We start from the raw sequence: 19,241 nt of genomic DNA on the forward strand, positions 1-19,241 counted from the left end.
CCTCCCTTTATCGTTGAATTAAACGATACAAGGCGGCAACACAAACAGCGCGTGTGGTCGGGCTGTCAGGTTTAAAATTTCCTTGAATTGGATCAATTAATCCTAGTCCTACTATATTGGAAACAGAGGTTGATGCCCACGAAGCAATTTGCTTTTGGTCCTTGAGTTTCACTTTCGGAGTAGCTGGCTGTTGCAGGATTCGATCCAGTATGATAGCTGCTTCTGCTCGTGTAACAGGCTGATTTGGACGGAAAGTATTGTCCTTATACCCTTTCACCAATTCCATGGACACCGCTACCTGTACCGCACCTTGCGCATATGAAGGCACCTGATCTTTGAAGTTCAATTTAGGTTGTTTTGGCAGATCCCAATTAAATACTCTGGCTAATAGCGCAACATATTGAGCGCGTGTTAATGGGACGTCTGGGCCAAATTTGTTAGCAGACAGCCCTTTTACAAACTCCTGTTCCGCCATATAAAGAATCTCTTTTTTATATGGATGGTTGGCAATATCGCTAAACTGTTGACCGTATGGTACCAACAGTGTCGCATCATCCATATAGATGCTTCCTTTTTCCGGACGCGATTCAGAGCCTTCAGGCAAATTAGCAATATAGATACTCTTCAGTTGTAGAGGATAAGCCGCATTCGATGGGAAGTAGCCTCTAAGCTGTTTCCAACCAGTCCAGTCTATCTCCTTGGCAAGATCAACATAATGGGTTTTACCCTTGCTATCTATTACTTCAGCGCGAAGCCAGTGATTACTGTTATCCCCATAAACCCACAACCCCATACCAATAGGCTGTCCCGGTATTGCTATAGGAGCTGCCCCCATTTTTCCATAGGCGAAACGGGTATTGGCAGATGATGCTCCGCTGAAATCATATGTTAATTTAGCAGATTTACCAGAGTTATGCACTTGTTCACTTTGGAGCAAGAAGGAGCCCTTTGAAGTTAACCCTTCTGGATTTCCTGCAAACGAAATGCCGGCAACATTATCAAAATTGATCCATTGCTGCTCTGTAGCTCCTACTGTAATCGGCACCGTAGTTGCTTTACCGTCATAAGATACAGTCAAGGTAGCTTGCCCTGTTTGTTCTCCAGCAACCAACTGCATTTGTTCATTAATGTGTACAAGCTCATTGCTTACAGTGGTTGTAACAGATAATGGCGTTGCTGGGACCAACTGTCCTTTTTTCGTTTTGATTTTAATATCGAGTGGCAATGTTTGACCCGGCATTACGGTAAGCGGAGATGGCGAGACCATCACTTGCTCTACCTCAGCACCGCTAACGACATGAATGTTTTTCTTCGTCTGAATTCCATTGACACTAGCAGTAACGACAGAAGTACCTGATTGACGAGCGATAAACGAGCTTCCTTCAAATGATCCAGAATCCCCCTCTACTCCCCACGAAATCTGGTTAGCATCAATCTTATAAGGCAAATAGTGGTTATCATATGCTTTGGTTCCAAATTGGATAGCCTGTCCAATTAGCGTTTCAGTAGGGCCCGTTAATTGGAACCCAGCCAAATCTCCGGCAGGTGCCGTATTAAATACACCTAATCCCGTTGGAACACGACGTTCTACTCCCTGCATAGGGCGATTGGCCAATTTGGCTTCTGTTTCCCCTAACATGCGAACGGCTAATGTTTGTGAACCACCGCCATCAAAATTGGCCGCCATATAAGAGCCAGCTTCAACCATGATCTGAGCAAATTCGGCCAATGTTACCCCACGGCTGGCACTGCCTTGCTCGACACTTACAATGTAGAGTGTCTTTCCGTCCTTAGAGACTCCGACACCAGTCCGGGCTGTTTTCCCCATAACTGCTTTGTCAGCGGAAATATTAGCTACTTTTCCCTGATTAACTAGCAAAGCATGACCCCCCACTGCTTGGGCCCACTCTTTTGAATTAGGAGTAGTTTGTGAATCTACAGTCACAGAAGAGCCTACAGGAAACTCTTGTTGTAAAAATTGAGCGGCTGTCCCGTGTCCCCATAAAACAAAGCCATCTGCAGGAATTGCCGCTCCTGGCTGATCCACTCGCACCTCAGCAGCTATGCCATTGCGAAAGACTACCTCGACCACGCCTTTATAGCCTTTAATTGTTCCTAGACTGGTCTTCCCAAAGGCTGGTGTATACATATTAAGCTGATTCTCATGACTTTTGCCTGCTGAAGAAGAGTATTCTTCCTTATTAATTCCGCGCAGGCTCATGTTTTTACCGTTTTGTGAGGTTACATGTCCCGTAAACCCAAATCGCTCAATAGCCGCTGTCTTATCGGCTGTGATCCCTAAGCTGTAGTAATACGGTAAATGTCCCATCGAAGAAATCGTTTGTCCATCTTTTACAACAATTCCGAATGGTGCGCCGCGCAGAGACATATTGAAAAAGTCAGCATTTACACCAACAATTGCTCCTGCTTCATTTGTCATTTTCGTAATGCTTTGTTTTTCCGTTACATGTCCATTTGTCCCGTAAATGGGCTTCACTTCTACGTATTCATTATTCAGATCAACTTTCGTTATGTAGATTTTGCTTTTCTGGTTTCCATAAACCTTTTCATAATGCGTTAAGATTGTACCTTCCCCAATTGGCGTTTGCCAAACCATTGTTAACGGTCCTACAGTCGCAGCTTCTACTACATAAGCAGGCAGCACAACAGGAATAATTGCCCCGCATGCTACAGTTGTAGCCAGCATTAACGACAGAAACCGAGCTGGCTTCTTTTTCATTATCGTTGAAACCCCTCTCCATTGGCTAAACTTTCTCTTTTTTCTTATCCGTTACAATGTTTAGACGTAGCGAATCGCCCACAAGTTTCAGTTTTTTTTCGCGATTTTTATTTGCCGCAAAAGGAAAAGAGACGTTCAAAAAACGCCTCTTTTATATGCTTTATTTAGATAATAACTTCTCTTGACTTGGTTGAAAAGAGACTGGACGATCTGAAATGTAGCCAAAATGGTACAGGATTGCTTTCACAATTCTTTCCGATGCCTTTCCGTCTCCATATGGGTTTGCTGCTTGGGCCATTTGTTCATATGCCGCTGGATTGGTTAACAATTCATTTGCCATCTCATATACCTGCTGCTCATCTGTGCCTGCCAATTTCAACGTACCAGCCGCGATTCCTTCTGGACGCTCTGTGGTGTCACGCAAGACAAGTACCGGTACCCCAAGAGAAGGAGCTTCTTCCTGCACTCCGCCTGAATCGGTCAGAATCAAGTGAGCATGACGAGCGAAGTTGTGGAAGTCAAATGCATCTAATGGATCAATTAAATGGATACGATCATGGTTCCCCAAGAACTCCTGTGCCACTTCCTGCACCGCTGGGTTTAGATGCACAGGGTAAACCACGGCGATCTCTTCATGCTCATCTACCAATCTGCGCACAGCTCGGAAGATGCGGCGCATTGGATCACCTAGATTTTCACGGCGATGCGCTGTCATCAATACCATCTTTTTGCCTGCTACCTTTTCTAAGACAGGATGCTGATAGTCAGACTTCACAGTTGTCTGCAACGCATCAATCGCCGTATTCCCCGTAATATAAATGGATTGCTCTGGCTTATTCTCGCGGCGTAAATTATCTGCCGATCCTTCAGTTGGTGCAAAATGAAGATCAGCCATAACTCCTGTCAGCTGGCGATTCATCTCTTCCGGGAATGGAGAATACTTGTCCCACGTACGAAGACCAGCTTCAACATGTCCGATCGCTACCTGATTGTAGAAGGAAGCCAAGCTTGCAACGAAGGTTGTCGTGGTGTCGCCATGTACGAGTACGATATCTGGTTGTGCCTCTTTGATCGCTTTATCCAAGCTTTCCAATGCACGGGTGGTGATGTCGATCAAAGTCTGACGATCCTTCATAATATTTAAATCCATGTCAGGCGTGATCTGGAAAATTTCCAGAACCTGATCCAACATTTGTCGATGTTGTGCTGTCACGCATACGATAGATTCAATCTGTTCTTTATGTTTTTTTAACTCGTGAACAAGCGGAGCCATCTTGATCGCTTCCGGTCTTGTCCCGAATACCGTCATTACTTTTATCTTTTTCATCAGAAAGACACCCCCTATTTCGTTCCGTATAAACGATCTCCGGCATCTCCTAGTCCCGGAATAATATAGCCATGATCGTCCAGATATTCGTCTACTTTCGCTACGAAGATATCTACATCTGGATGTTCGTCTTGGATGACCTTAATTCCTTCGGGAGCAGCGATTAAACACATTAATTTGAGGTTCTTAGCACCACGTTTTTTCAGAGCTTCAATAGCAGCCACAGCCGAACCCCCTGTTGCTAGCATAGGGTCAATAACAATCAACTCACGCTCGGCAACATCGGATGGTAATTTTACATAGTATTCTACTGGTTGCAATGTTTCCGGATCACGATACAGCCCTACATGCCCTACTTTTGCGGCAGGAATTAATTTCAGTACACCGTCAACCATGCCTAATCCAGCACGCAAAATCGGTACTAGCCCTACTTTTTTACCTGCAATTACATTGGATTTACAAGTTGCTACTGGTGTTTGGATTTCTACCTCTTCTAAAGGCATATCTCTGGTAATCTCATACGCCATAAGAGTTGCTACTTCATCTACCAACTCGCGGAATTCTTTTGTTCCTGTATTTTTATCGCGAATAAACGTCAACTTATGCTGAATCAAAGGATGGTCAAATACATATACACGGCTCATGTTAGTACCTCCGTTTCATTATTAGCAAATCCATTATGTACACGAAGCCCATGGCTCCTTGAAATAAGCTTTTCTTATCATAAAGGAGCAAAGCTATCACGTCAATTTGCCTGAAAATATTGACTTATATCTGATATGATTGTCGTGCGTTTGCTACTCCCCTCTAGTTTTCCCCTGCCTATATTGAAATATAAATAGGAAGAAACACACAGAAAAACAGGCCCTCTCCTCGTAAGGCAGGTGGACCTGTTTATTATTTATGGCTGTTTAAAAATAGTTTGCTGAAAGATTAGATAGTCAATCCTTCATACAGCGGGAACTTCTTGCTTAATGCGGCAACACGTTCACGAGCTTCTGCATGCTTAGCTTGATCCTCTGGATTCTTCAGGGTCAAAGCAATGATGCTCGCTACTTCCTTCATTGCCTCCTCATCGAATCCACGACTAGTGACCGCCGGCGTACCCATGCGTACACCGCTTGTTACAAACGGGCTGGCTGGATCAAATGGAATTGTATTTTTGTTTGTCGTAATACCTACTTCATCAAGAAGATGCTCTGCAACCTTACCTGTAAGCTCTAGGTTTCGTACGTCTACTAATACCAGATGATTATCCGTACCACCAGACACTAGCTGTAATCCTTCCGCCTGCAATGCCGCAGCAAAAGCACGTGCATTGTTGACTACACGCTGAGAGTATTCTTTGAATTCTGGTTGTAGTGCTTCACCGAAGGCTACCGCCTTTGCCGCAATGATATGCATCAACGGTCCACCCTGTACCCCTGGGAATACAGATTTGTCGATTGCTTTGGCAAACTCTTCTTTGCAAAGGATTAAGCCGCCGCGTGGACCGCGCAATGTTTTATGCGTAGTGGATGTAACAAAATGAGCATGAGGGACTGGATTTTGATGTAAGCCTGCTGCGACAAGGCCCGCGATATGCGCCATATCAACCATGAGATAGGCTCCAACCTCATCCGCAATTTCACGGAACTTAGCAAAATCGATCTCACGCGGATATGCACTTGCACCAGCTACAATCAACTTTGGTTTGTGTTCTAATGCTTTTGCTCGAACGATGTCATAGTTAATCAAATGCGTCTCTTCATCTACACCATATTCAACAAAATTATAGAGAGTGCCTGAGAAGTTAACGCTACTACCATGAGTTAAATGACCGCCATGGGATAAGTTCATGCCCAATACAGTATCTCCCGGCTGTAGAATGGCAAAGTAAACCGCCATGTTAGCTTGAGCGCCGGAATGCGGCTGTACGTTGGCATGTTCTGCGCCGAAAATTTCCTTGACGCGATCACGTGCGATGTTTTCTGCAATATCAACATATTCACAACCACCATAATAACGGCGACCCGGATAACCCTCTGCATACTTGTTAGTAAGTACAGTCCCCATCGCTTCCATAACGGTGCGGCTCACAAAGTTTTCTGATGCAATCAGCTCAATCTTGTCACGCTGGCGACCTAATTCCAAACGAATAGCTTCTGTAATTTGCGGATCTTTTTCTTTTAAGATATCAAACATAATCTTATCCCTCCCTGGTAATTTGCACTTCTATTTCGTTCATCATTGTATGTCAGCCCAAGTTGCTTTTCTCTAGGTACAAGTTAATTGATCAATACGTTCATAAACCGCTCGTGCTCCGCCAATCATCTTTGGTCGTGTATAGGCTGCTGTGAGATGAGCCTCTCCTATTTGTTTGCGATTAAGTCTGACTGGAACTACCACATGCTTCAGATGCATGCCGATGAAGGTATCTCCAATATCAAGGCCAGCATCTGCTTTTATATGCTCTACCACAACCGGCATTTGCATTTGCTGATAGGCATAGGCTGCCATCGATCCTCCTGCACGCGGTACCGGAATAACACTTACTTCTTCAAGTCCATATTGTCTTAGAATAGAATGCTCTACAACAAGGGCACGATTTAAATGCTCACAGCATTGAAAAGCCAACTGAAAGCCTGTTTCCTGCCGAGCTTCTTCAATTCCCTTCCAGATAGCCCCAGCTACTTCTTCACTACCGGCTTTGCCAATATGCTGACCAATTACCTCGCTCGTACTGCAACCGATCACCAGAAGCTGGTCAGCATGCAGCTTTGCTACTTTAACTAATTCCAGCACACAGTCCCTGATCTCTTGCTTGAGACGAGCAATTTCCACTTTACTTCACTCCCGAATATTTAGCCTCAATATCCATTACTTTCTTAACGCGATTCTCATGGCGGCCACCTTCAAAATCAGTTCCTAGCCAAATTTTCACAATATCAAGAGCTAGCCCAGGTCCAATTACTCGCTCTCCCATAGCTAGCATATTCGTATCATTATGCTCGCGAGTTGCTTTGGCAGAGAATGTATCATGAACTAATGCACAACGAATTCCACGTACCTTATTAGCCGCAATGGACATCCCAATACCTGTCCCACATACTAAAATACCTCTGTCAAACTCTCCAGAAGCCACTTTTTCCGCAACAGGCAAGGCATAGTCTGGGTAATCAACAGAGGTCTCGCAATTACAACCAAAATCTTCGAACTCAATCTGCATGGATGTTAAAAGCTTTTTGATCTCTTCTTTTAGATGTACTCCGCCGTGATCGGCTGCTAATGCTACTTTCATTGTGCAATCCCTCACTTTTGTCGTCATATGATGTATTATACATGATTATCCTAACGAAATACAGTATAGAAACAACGAAAAGCTTGTTTTATCAACAAAACACAAACATTAATTAATAAAACAAACCAATCGTTCGTATTTTAAATAAATAAGGTCCTGGGAATGTTCCAGCACCTTTTTAACTCATTCCATATCCTGACGATACTCGTTATTCTTCTCATTTACAGTCTTGAGTAGTTTCTCCCGCACGGCTTGCAGATCCTTTTCTAATTCCTGCGCTGTAGCCCGATACACCTCTAAGCTTCCGCCGTAAGGATCCGTAATATCGCCTTGCTCTCCGTACGCATACTCCTTTAACGAGTATACCTTTGCTGTCGCTTCAGGAAAATGACTCAAAATTGCTATTTTATGCCCTTGCGTCATCGTAATGATAAGGTCAGCCTGATTTATTTGGTCATTCGTTATCTGTTGCGAAACATGCTCATGTGCTAGTCCCTTTTCCTTCAGCACCTGTTGGGCATGCAAGGAAGCAGGCTGCCCCTCAAACACAGCAACTCCCGCTGAGGCAATTTCCATTTGTAAATCCTTTACTTGTTCACGGAAAAGAACTTCTGCCATGGGACTTCTGCAAGTATTGCCCGTACAAACAAATAAAATTCGCATGTTCTGGTGCCCCTTTCTGTCTACACTACTTACAAAATAAATTTTAAACCAAAAATCAGCAGTATAACACCGCCAATAATTTCACTATATTCACCCATCCAGCCTCCGACGCTTCTCCCCAGCAGTAACCCAGCACAGGACATCATCCCTCCAATGACACCAAACATGCTAACTGCCAGCCATTTGTTAACTGTCATCAAACCAAGCGAGAAGCCTACTGATAGGGCATCCAGACTAACACTAAAAGCAAATAAAATCAGTCCAAGACCTGATGTTTTAACTATACTCCCCTCATTTTCTCCAAAAAAGACACTCCATAACATATGGACGCCAAGGAGAATCAAGATACTGCCTCCAATGAAAATAGCGATATCACCTACTATATCAGAGAGATAGGAGCCGATTGCAATGCCTAATAGAGGCATTGCAACATGAAAGCATCCAATCATCATGCTGATGTTCACAATTTTGCGCAACCGCAGACCTACCATACCAAGCCCAATACCCAGTGAGAACGCATCCATCCCCAACGCGATCGCAATCAGTAGCAATGTTAGAAATTGTCCCCAAAGAAATACTGTAGCGTCCACACTCTCCCCCCCTGTCTTTTTCACCTTATGCGGACAGGGGGGTAAACATTCTTTTTCTATAACAGGTTGTTTCTTTAGATGTTTAGGCCTTTATAATTCGATGAGATGCTGCCTTTTCCAAACGATTCATTACAGCTAGCCCAAGACCCTCACGCGGATACGTTTCTGCTAAAATAAACTGAATCTGCTCCTCATCAAACCGGCGTAAGTCCGTATACAAATCCTGAGCTACTTCCTCCAATGATGCCAATGAACCACATTGAAGCGTTACATCTACTAGAGCATGATTATCCCAGTGATTCAAATGTTCCCTAGGTACCATAACCCCTGTTGTTAATCCTTGTTCTTTTGCTTCTTTTAAAAGCTCCAGCATTTTTGCTCTCACTTTATCTTCTTCACCAGATACTAACCATAAATCTCCTTTAGGAGCATAATGCTTATATTTCATTCCAGGAGAGATTGGTTGTTCCTTTTCCTCCGTTAAGAAAGCTGGATCAATTGCCACCTCTCCGATTACACGCTCAATCTGCTCCACAGTAATACCGCCTGGCCGATGAATCATCGGCGGTTCCACTGTCATGTCTATTGTCGTAGATTCCACACCTACACCTGTGCTTCCTCCGTCCACAATCCCCGAGATTCTTCCAGCTAAATCCTCTAGGACATGCTGAGCCGTAGTAGGGCTTGGACGGCCAGAGCGGTTTGCACTTGGTGCTGCTATTGGAACGTGCGCCTGTTTAATTAATTCTAACGCGACAGGATGATCTGGCATGCGTACTCCCACTGTAGATAATCCAGCCGTTACTTTGGAGGCGATTCCTGCTTTCTTAGGTAGAAACATTGTAAGTGGACCTGGCCAAAATACCTCCATCAACTGTCTTGCTTTTATAGGGATGTCAGTGGCCACAGTGTCTAGTTGTGATTTTTCGCCAATATGGACGATCAGTGGATTATCACTCGGTCTTCCCTTAGCAACGAAGATTTTTTCCACAGCCTCATCAGATAAAGCGTTCGCCCCTAGCCCATAAACCGTTTCGGTAGGAAACGCAACAAGCTCTCCTGATTCGACAAGTTTTGCTGCATCCACAAGATGTGCACAACTTTTTTGTTCTTCCACATTCTTATCCACAACCCAAACTTTTGTCAGTATATTCTGTTCCATCCGATAAACCCTTTCTTATTCGTTATTCGTGCTCGCTTCGCTTCCATAGTATATGTTTTTCGAAAAAAGTTTTCAACAGGCTGTGGGTAACCTGTGGATAAAACTATTGATTTTTGTGACTTTTCTATTAAAAAAAAGCCTATCCGCATAAGACAGGCTTGAGGGGGAGCAATGTTATTTCCCAGTTTAAAACCAGGAGCGAAGTTTGTCCCATAGAAAGGAGCGCACTTCGACTTCAGGAGCATGTTTATTAGGTAAAATAGCCGGTGTATCAATATTCTCCGTCATTTCTTTCTGTACAATACCTGTATAGGTTCCGTTGTAATAATCAGAATTTTCTTTGTTTAACTGAGGTTGCAAGTCTTTATTTCCCACTGCATCGTGTTTAGGTTCTTCCATTTGTACCGCTTCTTCCACAGCACCTGAAAAGTTATCCACAGCATCTTCCCTTTTCGCAATTCCGTCCCCATTCGATAGATCAATAAAGCATAGAGGAGGAAATAAGACACACCACCAATTTTGTCCTTCTGCTTTCCCAATGCGTACACGCAGAGCTTCATAATCACCCGCAGGATAAATATAGGAACCGTATTGCTTGGTAGGAAATTCAACTCGGCCAAAATATACCTCTGCCGGATAGGAATAGCCTCGATCAGCGATTGTTTTATCCACAATTTTTTTAATCTCATTCATATGATCAGCTACAAGCAGACGAGCTTGGTCATAGCTATGAATCTCTTTTATCCATTTGTTCATTTCAGCAATAATCGCATCACGCACTTCACGTTTCAGCCATTGATCCTCGATGGAGTCACTATTTGCCAATATACGCAGGCGAATAGATTCTTGTGGAATCGGACCATTGTTATGTATATTTGCTGATGCCATTTGCCCTTCCCAGCTCATTAACGCGATTGCTAAGCCAAATAAGATAAAAAAGAACCGTTTCATCATAACCAACTCTCCCCTCATGTACTGTTTCTCTAGTAAACAGTATGGACACAAAGAGCCTGTGATAAACCCGGTTCTATAAACTATTTTTAATCGTGTACTCGATAGCCGACAATAATCCGATCAATCCCTGCCAAATCAGGATAAATGAATACTTCATCAATGGCGCCTGATTCCTTCATCAATTGAGCTACCGTATCCGCCTGATATATCCCTACTTCAAAAGCAACCAGTCCTGTAGGTGCCAGCAATTGCGGTAATGCTTCACATATTCTGCGATAGAAAATATAGCCGTCCGCTCCACCATCAAGAGCTAAACGCGGTTCATAGCCAAGAACCTCCCTGTCCAATTCGTCTACATCCGCACTTGGAATATAAGGCGGGTTAGACACGATGATATCGGCACGCTCACCCGTTTTCAGGATTGGCTCTACTAAATCCCCCTGTATAAAACGAACTCTTTTTTCTACGGCTAATCGCTGAGCATTTTGCTTGGCAATCGCAATGGCATCCAAAGAAATATCCACGGTCGTTAGTTGCCAATTTGGCTTCTCCGCTGCCAGCGTTAACGTAATTGCTCCACTGCCCGTCCCAAAATCTACAACAGATAAGGGCTGTTCTGCACTCCAAATTCGTTGGGAATGCAAGAGAACCTGTTCTATTAATAATTCTGTTTCTGGACGCGGAATCAATACACCTGGAGCTACAATAAAATCACGTCCATAAAAATTTTGTTCCCCCAAGATGTACTGAATCGGTTCATGAGCAGCTCTTCGCTGAAGTAACACTCGAATAGAAGCTATCTCCTCATCTTTAATCGGATCAGGCATAGATGCTAAGAAGCTCGCCCGATTCATCTTGAGTACATGTCGAATCATTAATTCAGCTTCAAACCGCGGGTCCTTCGTTCCGGCTTCTTCTAAAAAGGAAGAAGCCCAAAGCAGGGCTTCTCTTATATTATTTATCGAATCCATCTTATGCGCTGGCATCGTTTTTCATTAGCTCCGTTTGCTCGTGCATAATGAGATTATCAATGATTTCATCCATATCTCCATCGAGGATGCTTTCCAGACGATGAAGCGTCAAACCAATGCGGTGATCCGTTACGCGACTTTGCGGGAAGTTATAGGTACGAATACGCTCACTGCGGTCACCAGTACCCACTAAGGATTTACGGTTCGCATCAATTTCAGCGTTCGCTTGTTGACGATAGAAATCAGACAAACGAGCACGGAGAATTTTCAATGCTTTATCCTTATTGGAATGCTGAGACTTCTCATCCTGACAAGATACCATGATACCAGTCGGTAAGTGAGTAACACGCACCGCTGATTTCGTAGTATTAACAGACTGTCCGCCCGCACCGCTAGAACAGAACGTGTCAATGCGGATATCTTTATCACTAATTTCCACGTCTACTTCTTCAACCTCAGGTAATACCAGAACGGTAGCTGTGGACGTATGAATACGACCGCCAGACTCTGTAGACGGAATGCGTTGCACACGATGTGCGCCGCTCTCAAATTTAAGCTTGCTGTAAGCACCTCTGCCGTTTACAGCAAACACGATTTCTTTAAAGCCACCAATATCCGTTTCATTCGCTTCCATCACGTCAATTTTAAAGCCATGACGCTCTGCAAAACGAGTGTACATTCGATATAAGCTTGAAGCAAATAAAGCCGCTTCATCTCCACCTGCCGCACCACGAATTTCAACAATAACGTTTTTATCATCATTCGGGTCTTTTGGCAGCAGTAAGATTTTCAGACGATTTTCCAGCTCTTCCTTGCTTTTGGACAGCTCAGCGATTTCTATTTTAACCATTTCACGCATCTCATCGTCCAATTTTTCTTCAAACATAGCCTTGGAATCATCAAGTTGAGTAAGAACAGATTTATATTCACGGTACGCGGTGACCATATCTTCCAAAGAGGATTGTTCTTTGGAGAGTTCACGTAGCTTTTTTGTATCACTAATTACGTCGGGGTCACACAAAAGGTTTGTAACTTCTTCGTAACGCTCTTCAACAGCAGATAGGCGTTTAAACATAGCTTCTCACCCCATTTTTCCCAATTTCCTGTAAGCTTTTTATATACAAGCTATAAATCAATGCATAACATCAAAATTATAGTAGATTTCGCCTTGAAAGTCAAAGGATTTACCTATTCATTATATGCATCACAGAAAGAAAAACTCGGCTTGCATACCGAGTTTTTACCCCTTCCCTATCAATGATGTCCATCGTAGGAAGTTACATGAAAATCGTAGCGTCTGCTCTTTTTATGTAGGGCATCTATCACATGATGCTCAATCTTTCGAGCTTCTCCTGCTGTTACATTCGGCTTAAGATCAAGCGTGACATACACGTCTTTTTCGCGGATCGAAACACGCGCATTTTCTACGCCTTGAACCTTCTTCGCTTCTTTTTCCATTTCCTTAAGCAACTGAGGAGTTGCCTTTTGTTCGTCCATAGCCTTGTAAGGCTTTTGCTCTTCGGGAACACGCTTAAGCTTCTGCTGCTGTCGCATCGCTTGATGAATAGCTTGCTTTTGTTCCTGCTGCTGTACCTTAGGCTGAGAAGTTGAAGCACACCCGCCTATGATCATCCCTAAAGCGACAGCAAGTAAGATTTTACTTGAGAACAGACTTGTCCCGCTTTTGTTTTTTTGCATCAAAAAAGCCACCTCCCGCTTTGCCTAGTGTGTGCAAGCACTCTCACACCCATGCAAAAAAAGAGATAGCTCTCCTATCATTTGTTGTTACTTACCTTATCGCAATCAACAGACAAGGTTTTAGGAATTCCAGGCGGCTTATAGTAGTGTCTACGGCAGACGCTACTATAGGTTTCCTCTCCACCTATTTGAATGGTTTCCCCCGTGTATACTGGTTTACCTTGCTGAAATTTTAAAATATGTGTCGCCTTTTTATTACAGAAAACACAGACCGTTTTAATTTCCTCAATCTTATCGGCTTCACAGAGCAAAGCTTGACTGCCAGCAAATAATTGATTTTTAAAGTCTTTTAGCAGTCCATACACGATTACAGGGATATTTAATTCATCCACAATTCTCGCCAGCTGTCTCACGTGTTCTTCCGCTAAAAACTGCCCCTCATCTACTAGCACACAGTGAGGCTTCTCTTGCTCTTCCCCCACAACCCGATACAGATCAGTGGTATTCTGAATCGGAAATGCCTCTCGTGAAATCCCGACTCTGGACGCTACCATCCCTACACCATAACGGTCATCAATTTCCGGTGTGAATACCATTACTTTCTTGCCGGATTGTTCATAGTTATGTGCTACTGTAAGCAATTGAATAGACTTGGATGCGTTCATTGCACCATATCGAAAATACAATTGAGCCACTCCGCATTCTCCCTCTGTCGCCATTCTTTTCTTCATTTCCGTTCCAAGCAACTGTAACATCATATCACTTTATGAGAGGAACGCCAATGGAGAGTCACCCAATTTATGAAAATCAACCTCGAAAGTCACAAGGCTCCTCTCGTGAATAAATGCCCGATAGTAACAACAAGACCAGGTAGAATGCTTTCCACCTGGTCTTTGTCTTTTTCCTATAATTAGGAAAGATTGTATTTGCGTTTGAAACGATCTACACGGCCGCCAGCATCGATAAACTTTTGTTTACCAGTGTAAAACGGATGGCAAGCGGAGCAAACCTCTACGCGAAGGACATCTTTTACAGAGCCGGATTCGAACTCATTGCCACATGCGCAAGTTACTTTAACCGTTTTGTAGTTTGGATGAATACCTGGTTTCATCTCTATGCACCTCTTTCCGCCCTGAATCGTTTGCCGAATCAGAGTTATATAAACACATAAGTGAATAGTATCACGTCTATGTGTCTATTGCAACCATCCTAACCTTGATTGGAAGGAAAAGTCCAATTCCTATTTTTTCTGCCTGCGCTGGTTCTCAGGCGGGACATGCGTAAATGATCCAATCACCACATCAGGTAATTCCTGTTGATAGATTTCAATCGCCTGCTTCATACCAAATATTTCGCCTTGGGCTTTTGGAATCATAGCTAAATAGCTTTCCGGATCAATATTTAGATTACGCAATTGAATTAACTTAATACCCGTTCGCTTGATAAATTCAATCATTGCTTCCATCTCTTCTTCCCTGTCAAATACACCCGGGAAGCACAGATAGTTAATGGATGTGTAAACACCCTGACTTGCAGCGTACTCAGCAGAGCGCGTTACATTTTCAAGCGAGTAGCCACGCGGCCGGTAATAAGCGTTGTAATGCTCCTCAATTGCACTGATGGTGCTTATTCGCATAAGATCAAGTCCTGCATCAACAATTCCTTTGATATGATCGGTTAATCCAGCATTTGTATTAATATTGATGTAGCCCATGTTCGTATGCTCACGAACTCGTCGCATTGCAGGTATAATAATCGACGCCATAGTAGAAGGCTCCCCTTCGCACCCTTGTCCAAAACTAATGATGCTGTCTGGGGTCTGCAGGTGGTGTAACATTACCTCTACTAGCTCGTCCTCCGTCGGCCTGAAGTTCATACGGGTCTGAGGAGAAGGGAAGCCACTGTCATCAGGTTGCTCCGAAATACAGCCGTAGCAACCAGCATTACAGGTTTTAGAAACGGGTAAGCTGCCTTCCCACCGATGGAAAAAGTTGTTGGACGCAGTCAAACACTCATATTCTAGTGCACAGTGAGATAGGTGCTGCAAAATTCTATTTTCCGGAAATTGCTTCAGAGTAGCATCCACTTTACCGCGGAGCTCTTCCATCGGAAAATTATCTGGATTCCAATTATGTGGTTCATCACTTTTTCGGGCAGCCACCCAAAAAGCATCGTCTTTCCATACGACCGCCGTGTAACCAAATAGAGGAAACTTACTTTCTTTGTTGGTTTTGATGTAACCAGGAAGTAATAAGCGTGTAAAACCTTGCGGGATCAACGCCCCTACCGCAGTATAACCATCCAGCTTAATCATTTCGCCCGTGTCCTCATCCATACCCACTGGTACCGTATCAGGCAAACTAACCAATGTTGAGCCCTCCGGCAGAGGAATCAATTCTTCCTCAAGAATTTCCGTCAGGATGTCACCGTTTCTAGCAATCGCCAGAACAGCATGATGGTCATACACCTGGCCTTTTTTATCCGCATACACCAAATACATGAATTACATCCGCCTCTCTTTTCTGCTGGAGACAATTGTAGCGTATTGAGAGAGCATTGTAAACGTGGAGACTACTTCCGTAAATAGCGCATTGGATTAAGAGGAATGTCGTCTTGTCTTACTTCAAAATGAAGATGGTAGTCAGTAGAATCCCCTGTTTTGCCCATAAAGCCAAGTACATCACCTTGATGCACATATTGCCCGGCTACAACATTAATCTTGCGCATATGCGCGTAAAAGGTTTGCAATCCATTACCATGATCCAACACTACCATTCGTCCGTATCCGCTACGAATTGCCCCCGCCTCTGCTACGAATCCCTCTTTTGCTGCCATAATAGGTGTATTGCCTCGCCGTTCATTCCATAAATCTATACCTTTATGCATTTTACCCCACCGCGATCCAAAATCGCTTGTTACAGTCGGTGCTGGAATCGGCCACTCCATTACTCGGTTTAGATTTACGCTTCTACTAGCTACCTGCGCCATTTGTCTTCGCATATCAACCGTTCCTGCTACTGCAGATCCACTAGCTTCTACCGGGATCCTTAAGCGCTGTCCTTGATACAGACAATCTGGAATCGCCTTGAGCAAGGGATTATGATTTATAATTTCATCTTTAGATACCTGATATCTGCGGGCAATGAGTTCTAACGATTCACCAGCTTCTACCGTGTGGGTCATCTCTTTGGTATTGATCACTAGCTTCATCCCAATTCCCACCATATTAGGATTCCTCAGTTTATTATCCTGAATCAATTGTTGTAACGTAATCCCAAATTGTTCTGATATACGCGAGAGCGTGTCCCCTTTTTGAACGGTGTACGAAGCGATGGCACGCTTGCTTTTAGCTACTTTATTATTCATATCAATTGACGAGTACGGATTAAACACCTCAAACAAAGCCTGCTCCACGACAGCCTGTTTTGCTTCTCCACTAGTTTTCCACTCTGTAATAAGTGCTGGGTGATTGGCATCCATCCGGGTAACCTCCCCTCATGTGCATATAACTATCCTATGCGCCAATCTAAAAAAAATGACGGGGGATTAACCCGCCGTCGTCGATGTTGTATATGTTTTTCCCTTTGATGTCTTCGAAGGGCTGATGCTGTCAAGACCTTGCAAGAATTCCTCGTTTGTTTTAGAATCACCTAATTTTTTCAAGAAAGTTTCCACAAAATCATGACTTTCGTTCATGTTCTTACGAATTAGCCACAGCTTATCCAATTCTTCTTTGGACAAAAGCATTTCCTCTCGGCGCGTACCAGATCGTCTAATATCAATAGCTGGGAATATCCGGCGCTCTGCCAATTTACGATCCAAATGCAGCTCCATATTGCCTGTCCCTTTAAATTCTTCATAAATAACATCGTCCATACGCGATCCCGTCTCTACCAAAGCCGTAGCCAAAATAGTTAAGCTGCCACCCTCTTCAACATTGCGCGCGGAACCAAAGAATCGTTTCGGACGATGGAAGGCGGCTGGATCAATACCCCCTGACAGCGTACGACCACTTGGCGGAATAACCAGATTATAAGCACGGGCCAAACGGGTAATGGAATCTAGGAGAATGACAACATCCTTCTTATGCTCTACTAAGCGTTTTGCTCGTTCCAAAACCAGCTCTGCAACTTTAATGTGGTTCTCCGGCACCTCGTCAAAGGTAGAAGCAATAACCTCGCCTTTAACAGAGCGTTGCATATCTGTTACTTCCTCTGGACGTTCATCAATAAGCAACACAAATAGATGAATATCTGGGTTATTAGCAGAAATGCTATTGGCGATTTCTTTAAGCAACATTGTTTTACCAGCCTTAGGAGGCGCTACAATCAATCCGCGCTGTCCAAGACCAACAGGTGCTATCATATCCATCAATCGAACAGAAAGCTTAGTAGGTGACGTTTCCAACGCAAGTTTTTCTTGAGGATACAGCGGTGTTAAGGCGGGGAAATGTAGTCTTTCGGATGCCATCTCAGGGTCCTGACCGTTAACAGCTTCTACTTGCAATAATCCGAAGTAACGTTCTGTTTCCTTCGGCGCTCTCGCCTTTCCTGATACTAAATCTCCATTCCTTAGATCAAAACGTCGAATTTGGGACTGGGAAATATAAATATCTTCAGGGCTAGGTAAATAATTGATAGGGCGAAGGAAACCAAACCCTTCCGGTAAGATTTCCAACACTCCTTCCATAAACATAAGCCCATCTCTCTCAGCCTGAGCTCGTAATATGGCAAAAATTAATTCTTTCTTCTTAAGTTGTGAGTAATAAGGAATTTGAAAGTCTTTTGCCAACTTATACAAATCGGTTAATTTCTTTTCTTCTAATTCTGATAAAAGCACGTATTATTCCACCACTCTTTGCACTTTCTACTATTATTATTTCCTAAAAATTACCTATAATACTAACCCAGGTTTCTTTTCTAAGCGGTGGTTACCTTCAATGAAACGAATTGTTCCTGTTTTGGCCCTCATTACCACAGAATGTGTAGTCGCTCTCGTTCCCTGAAAACGAACACCTCGCAGCAATTCCCCATCCGTAACACCCGTAGCTGCAAAAATGGCATCGTCTCCTTTAACCAACTGATCCATATGCAAAACCTGGTGCGGGTTGGTCAGGCCCATTTTCAAACATCGTTGCAATTCTTCATCATTTTGAGGCAATAACTTGCCCTGAATTTCTCCACCTAAACACTTTAGAGCTACGGCTGCTAAAACTCCTTCAGGCGCTCCACCTGATCCAAAAAGAATATCCACACCTGTATCAGGAAAGGCAGTATTAATTGCCGCCGCTACATCTCCATCAGGAATTAATTTTATACGGGCTCCGGCTGCACGAATCTCTTCAATAATGCGACTATGCCGATCCCTATCCAGCACACAGGCGACCAAATCGCTCATGTCTTTTCCATTTGCCAGAGCAACAGCTTTTAAATTATCACGTATTGGCGCATCAATGTCTACTTTTCCTACTGCATTGGGGCCTACTGCAATTTTTTCCATGTACATGTCAGGTGCATGCAACAAATTCCCTCTATCGGCAATCGCAATGACAGAGATAGCATTCCATGTACCTTTAGCTACAATATTAGTCCCCTCAAGCGGATCCACTGCAACATCTACGAAAGGCGGGACACCCTGCCCTAATTCCTCCCCAATGTAGAGCATAGGCGCTTCATCCATTTCGCCTTCCCCAATTACTACAACACCATCCATAGGTATATTCTCAAATTCAGATCGCATCGCCTGTGTTGCTGCCCCATCTGCTTCATCCTTTTTACCTGTCCCCATCCATCTTGCGGAAGCCAAGGCCGCCGCTTCCGTTACACGAACCAATTCAAGTGTGAGACTGCGCTCCAT

General features: G+C 43.7%; 19 protein-coding genes. All 19 read right to left on the reverse strand.

Features of this window, described 5'->3' with window-relative positions; genetic code table 11:
- Window positions 1-7: 7 nt before the first annotated feature.
- Window positions 8-2,740: an S-layer homology domain-containing protein gene (locus QZ995_RS04275; protein ID WP_301803528.1), complete on the reverse strand. Its 2,733-nt coding sequence runs from the start codon at window positions 2,738-2,740 to the stop codon at window positions 8-10.
- A 160-nt stretch (window positions 2,741-2,900) separates the two neighbouring features.
- Window positions 2,901-4,067: a non-hydrolyzing UDP-N-acetylglucosamine 2-epimerase gene (wecB, locus tag QZ995_RS04280; RefSeq protein ID WP_301803530.1), complete on the reverse strand. Its 1,167-nt coding sequence runs from the start codon at window positions 4,065-4,067 to the stop codon at window positions 2,901-2,903.
- 14 nt (window positions 4,068-4,081) lie between these two features.
- Window positions 4,082-4,711 (reverse strand): uracil phosphoribosyltransferase, encoded by a 630-nt coding sequence (upp, locus tag QZ995_RS04285; RefSeq protein ID WP_003334238.1) that lies wholly within the window; start codon window positions 4,709-4,711, stop codon window positions 4,082-4,084.
- Between the two features lie 289 nt (window positions 4,712-5,000).
- A complete protein-coding gene (gene glyA / locus QZ995_RS04290; protein ID WP_301803533.1) occupies window positions 5,001-6,251 on the reverse strand; it encodes a serine hydroxymethyltransferase in 1,251 nt (416 codons plus the stop codon).
- 72 nt (window positions 6,252-6,323) lie between these two features.
- Window positions 6,324-6,890 (reverse strand): TIGR01440 family protein, encoded by a 567-nt coding sequence (locus QZ995_RS04295; protein WP_437124711.1) that lies wholly within the window; start codon window positions 6,888-6,890, stop codon window positions 6,324-6,326.
- Between the two features lies 1 nt (window position 6,891).
- The gene (rpiB, locus tag QZ995_RS04300; RefSeq protein ID WP_301803535.1) at window positions 6,892-7,347 is read right to left on the reverse strand and encodes a ribose 5-phosphate isomerase B; all 456 of its coding nucleotides are present in this window, start codon (window positions 7,345-7,347) and stop codon (window positions 6,892-6,894) included.
- Window positions 7,348-7,530: 183 nt separating this feature from the next.
- The gene (locus QZ995_RS04305) at window positions 7,531-8,010 is read right to left on the reverse strand and encodes a low molecular weight protein arginine phosphatase (protein WP_301803536.1); all 480 of its coding nucleotides are present in this window, start codon (window positions 8,008-8,010) and stop codon (window positions 7,531-7,533) included.
- Between the two features lie 29 nt (window positions 8,011-8,039).
- The gene (locus QZ995_RS04310; protein WP_301803537.1) at window positions 8,040-8,600 is read right to left on the reverse strand and encodes a manganese efflux pump MntP; all 561 of its coding nucleotides are present in this window, start codon (window positions 8,598-8,600) and stop codon (window positions 8,040-8,042) included.
- An 82-nt stretch (window positions 8,601-8,682) separates the two neighbouring features.
- Window positions 8,683-9,762, reverse strand: coding sequence for an L-threonylcarbamoyladenylate synthase (locus tag QZ995_RS04315; RefSeq protein WP_301803539.1), 1,080 nt, complete (start codon window positions 9,760-9,762; stop codon window positions 8,683-8,685).
- Window positions 9,763-9,948: 186 nt separating this feature from the next.
- Complete coding sequence (gene spoIIR, locus QZ995_RS04320) at window positions 9,949-10,716, reverse strand: stage II sporulation protein R (RefSeq protein WP_301803540.1); 768 nt, start codon at window positions 10,714-10,716, stop codon at window positions 9,949-9,951.
- A gap of 86 nt (window positions 10,717-10,802) precedes the next feature.
- The gene (gene prmC, locus QZ995_RS04325; protein WP_301803541.1) at window positions 10,803-11,702 is read right to left on the reverse strand and encodes a peptide chain release factor N(5)-glutamine methyltransferase; all 900 of its coding nucleotides are present in this window, start codon (window positions 11,700-11,702) and stop codon (window positions 10,803-10,805) included.
- Entirely contained in the window at window positions 11,689-12,762 is a 1,074-nt protein-coding gene (gene prfA, locus QZ995_RS04330; protein WP_301803543.1) for a peptide chain release factor 1, read from the reverse strand. The genes prmC and prfA overlap by 14 nt, the downstream gene beginning before the upstream one ends.
- Before the next feature lie 179 nt (window positions 12,763-12,941).
- Window positions 12,942-13,385 (reverse strand): YhcN/YlaJ family sporulation lipoprotein, encoded by a 444-nt coding sequence (locus QZ995_RS04335; RefSeq protein ID WP_301803546.1) that lies wholly within the window; start codon window positions 13,383-13,385, stop codon window positions 12,942-12,944.
- 77 nt (window positions 13,386-13,462) lie between these two features.
- Entirely contained in the window at window positions 13,463-14,080 is a 618-nt protein-coding gene (locus tag QZ995_RS04340; RefSeq protein ID WP_301804090.1) for a thymidine kinase, read from the reverse strand.
- Between the two features lie 215 nt (window positions 14,081-14,295).
- On the reverse strand, window positions 14,296-14,496 hold the full coding sequence (gene rpmE / locus QZ995_RS04345; RefSeq protein WP_301803549.1) for a 50S ribosomal protein L31: 201 nt from the start codon (window positions 14,494-14,496) through the stop codon (window positions 14,296-14,298).
- A 129-nt stretch (window positions 14,497-14,625) separates the two neighbouring features.
- A complete protein-coding gene (locus QZ995_RS04350; protein ID WP_301803553.1) occupies window positions 14,626-15,885 on the reverse strand; it encodes a radical SAM protein in 1,260 nt (419 codons plus the stop codon).
- Between the two features lie 71 nt (window positions 15,886-15,956).
- Complete coding sequence (locus tag QZ995_RS04355; protein ID WP_301803555.1) at window positions 15,957-16,865, reverse strand: M23 family metallopeptidase; 909 nt, start codon at window positions 16,863-16,865, stop codon at window positions 15,957-15,959.
- A gap of 66 nt (window positions 16,866-16,931) precedes the next feature.
- Entirely contained in the window at window positions 16,932-18,224 is a 1,293-nt protein-coding gene (gene rho / locus QZ995_RS04360; RefSeq protein ID WP_301803557.1) for a transcription termination factor Rho, read from the reverse strand.
- Window positions 18,225-18,278: 54 nt separating this feature from the next.
- A complete protein-coding gene (glpX, locus tag QZ995_RS04365; protein ID WP_301803560.1) occupies window positions 18,279-19,241 on the reverse strand; it encodes a class II fructose-bisphosphatase in 963 nt (320 codons plus the stop codon).

Source organism: Brevibacillus laterosporus, from assembly GCF_030489605.1.
Taxonomy (GTDB): Bacteria; Bacillota; Bacilli; order Brevibacillales; family Brevibacillaceae; genus Brevibacillus_B; species Brevibacillus_B laterosporus_E.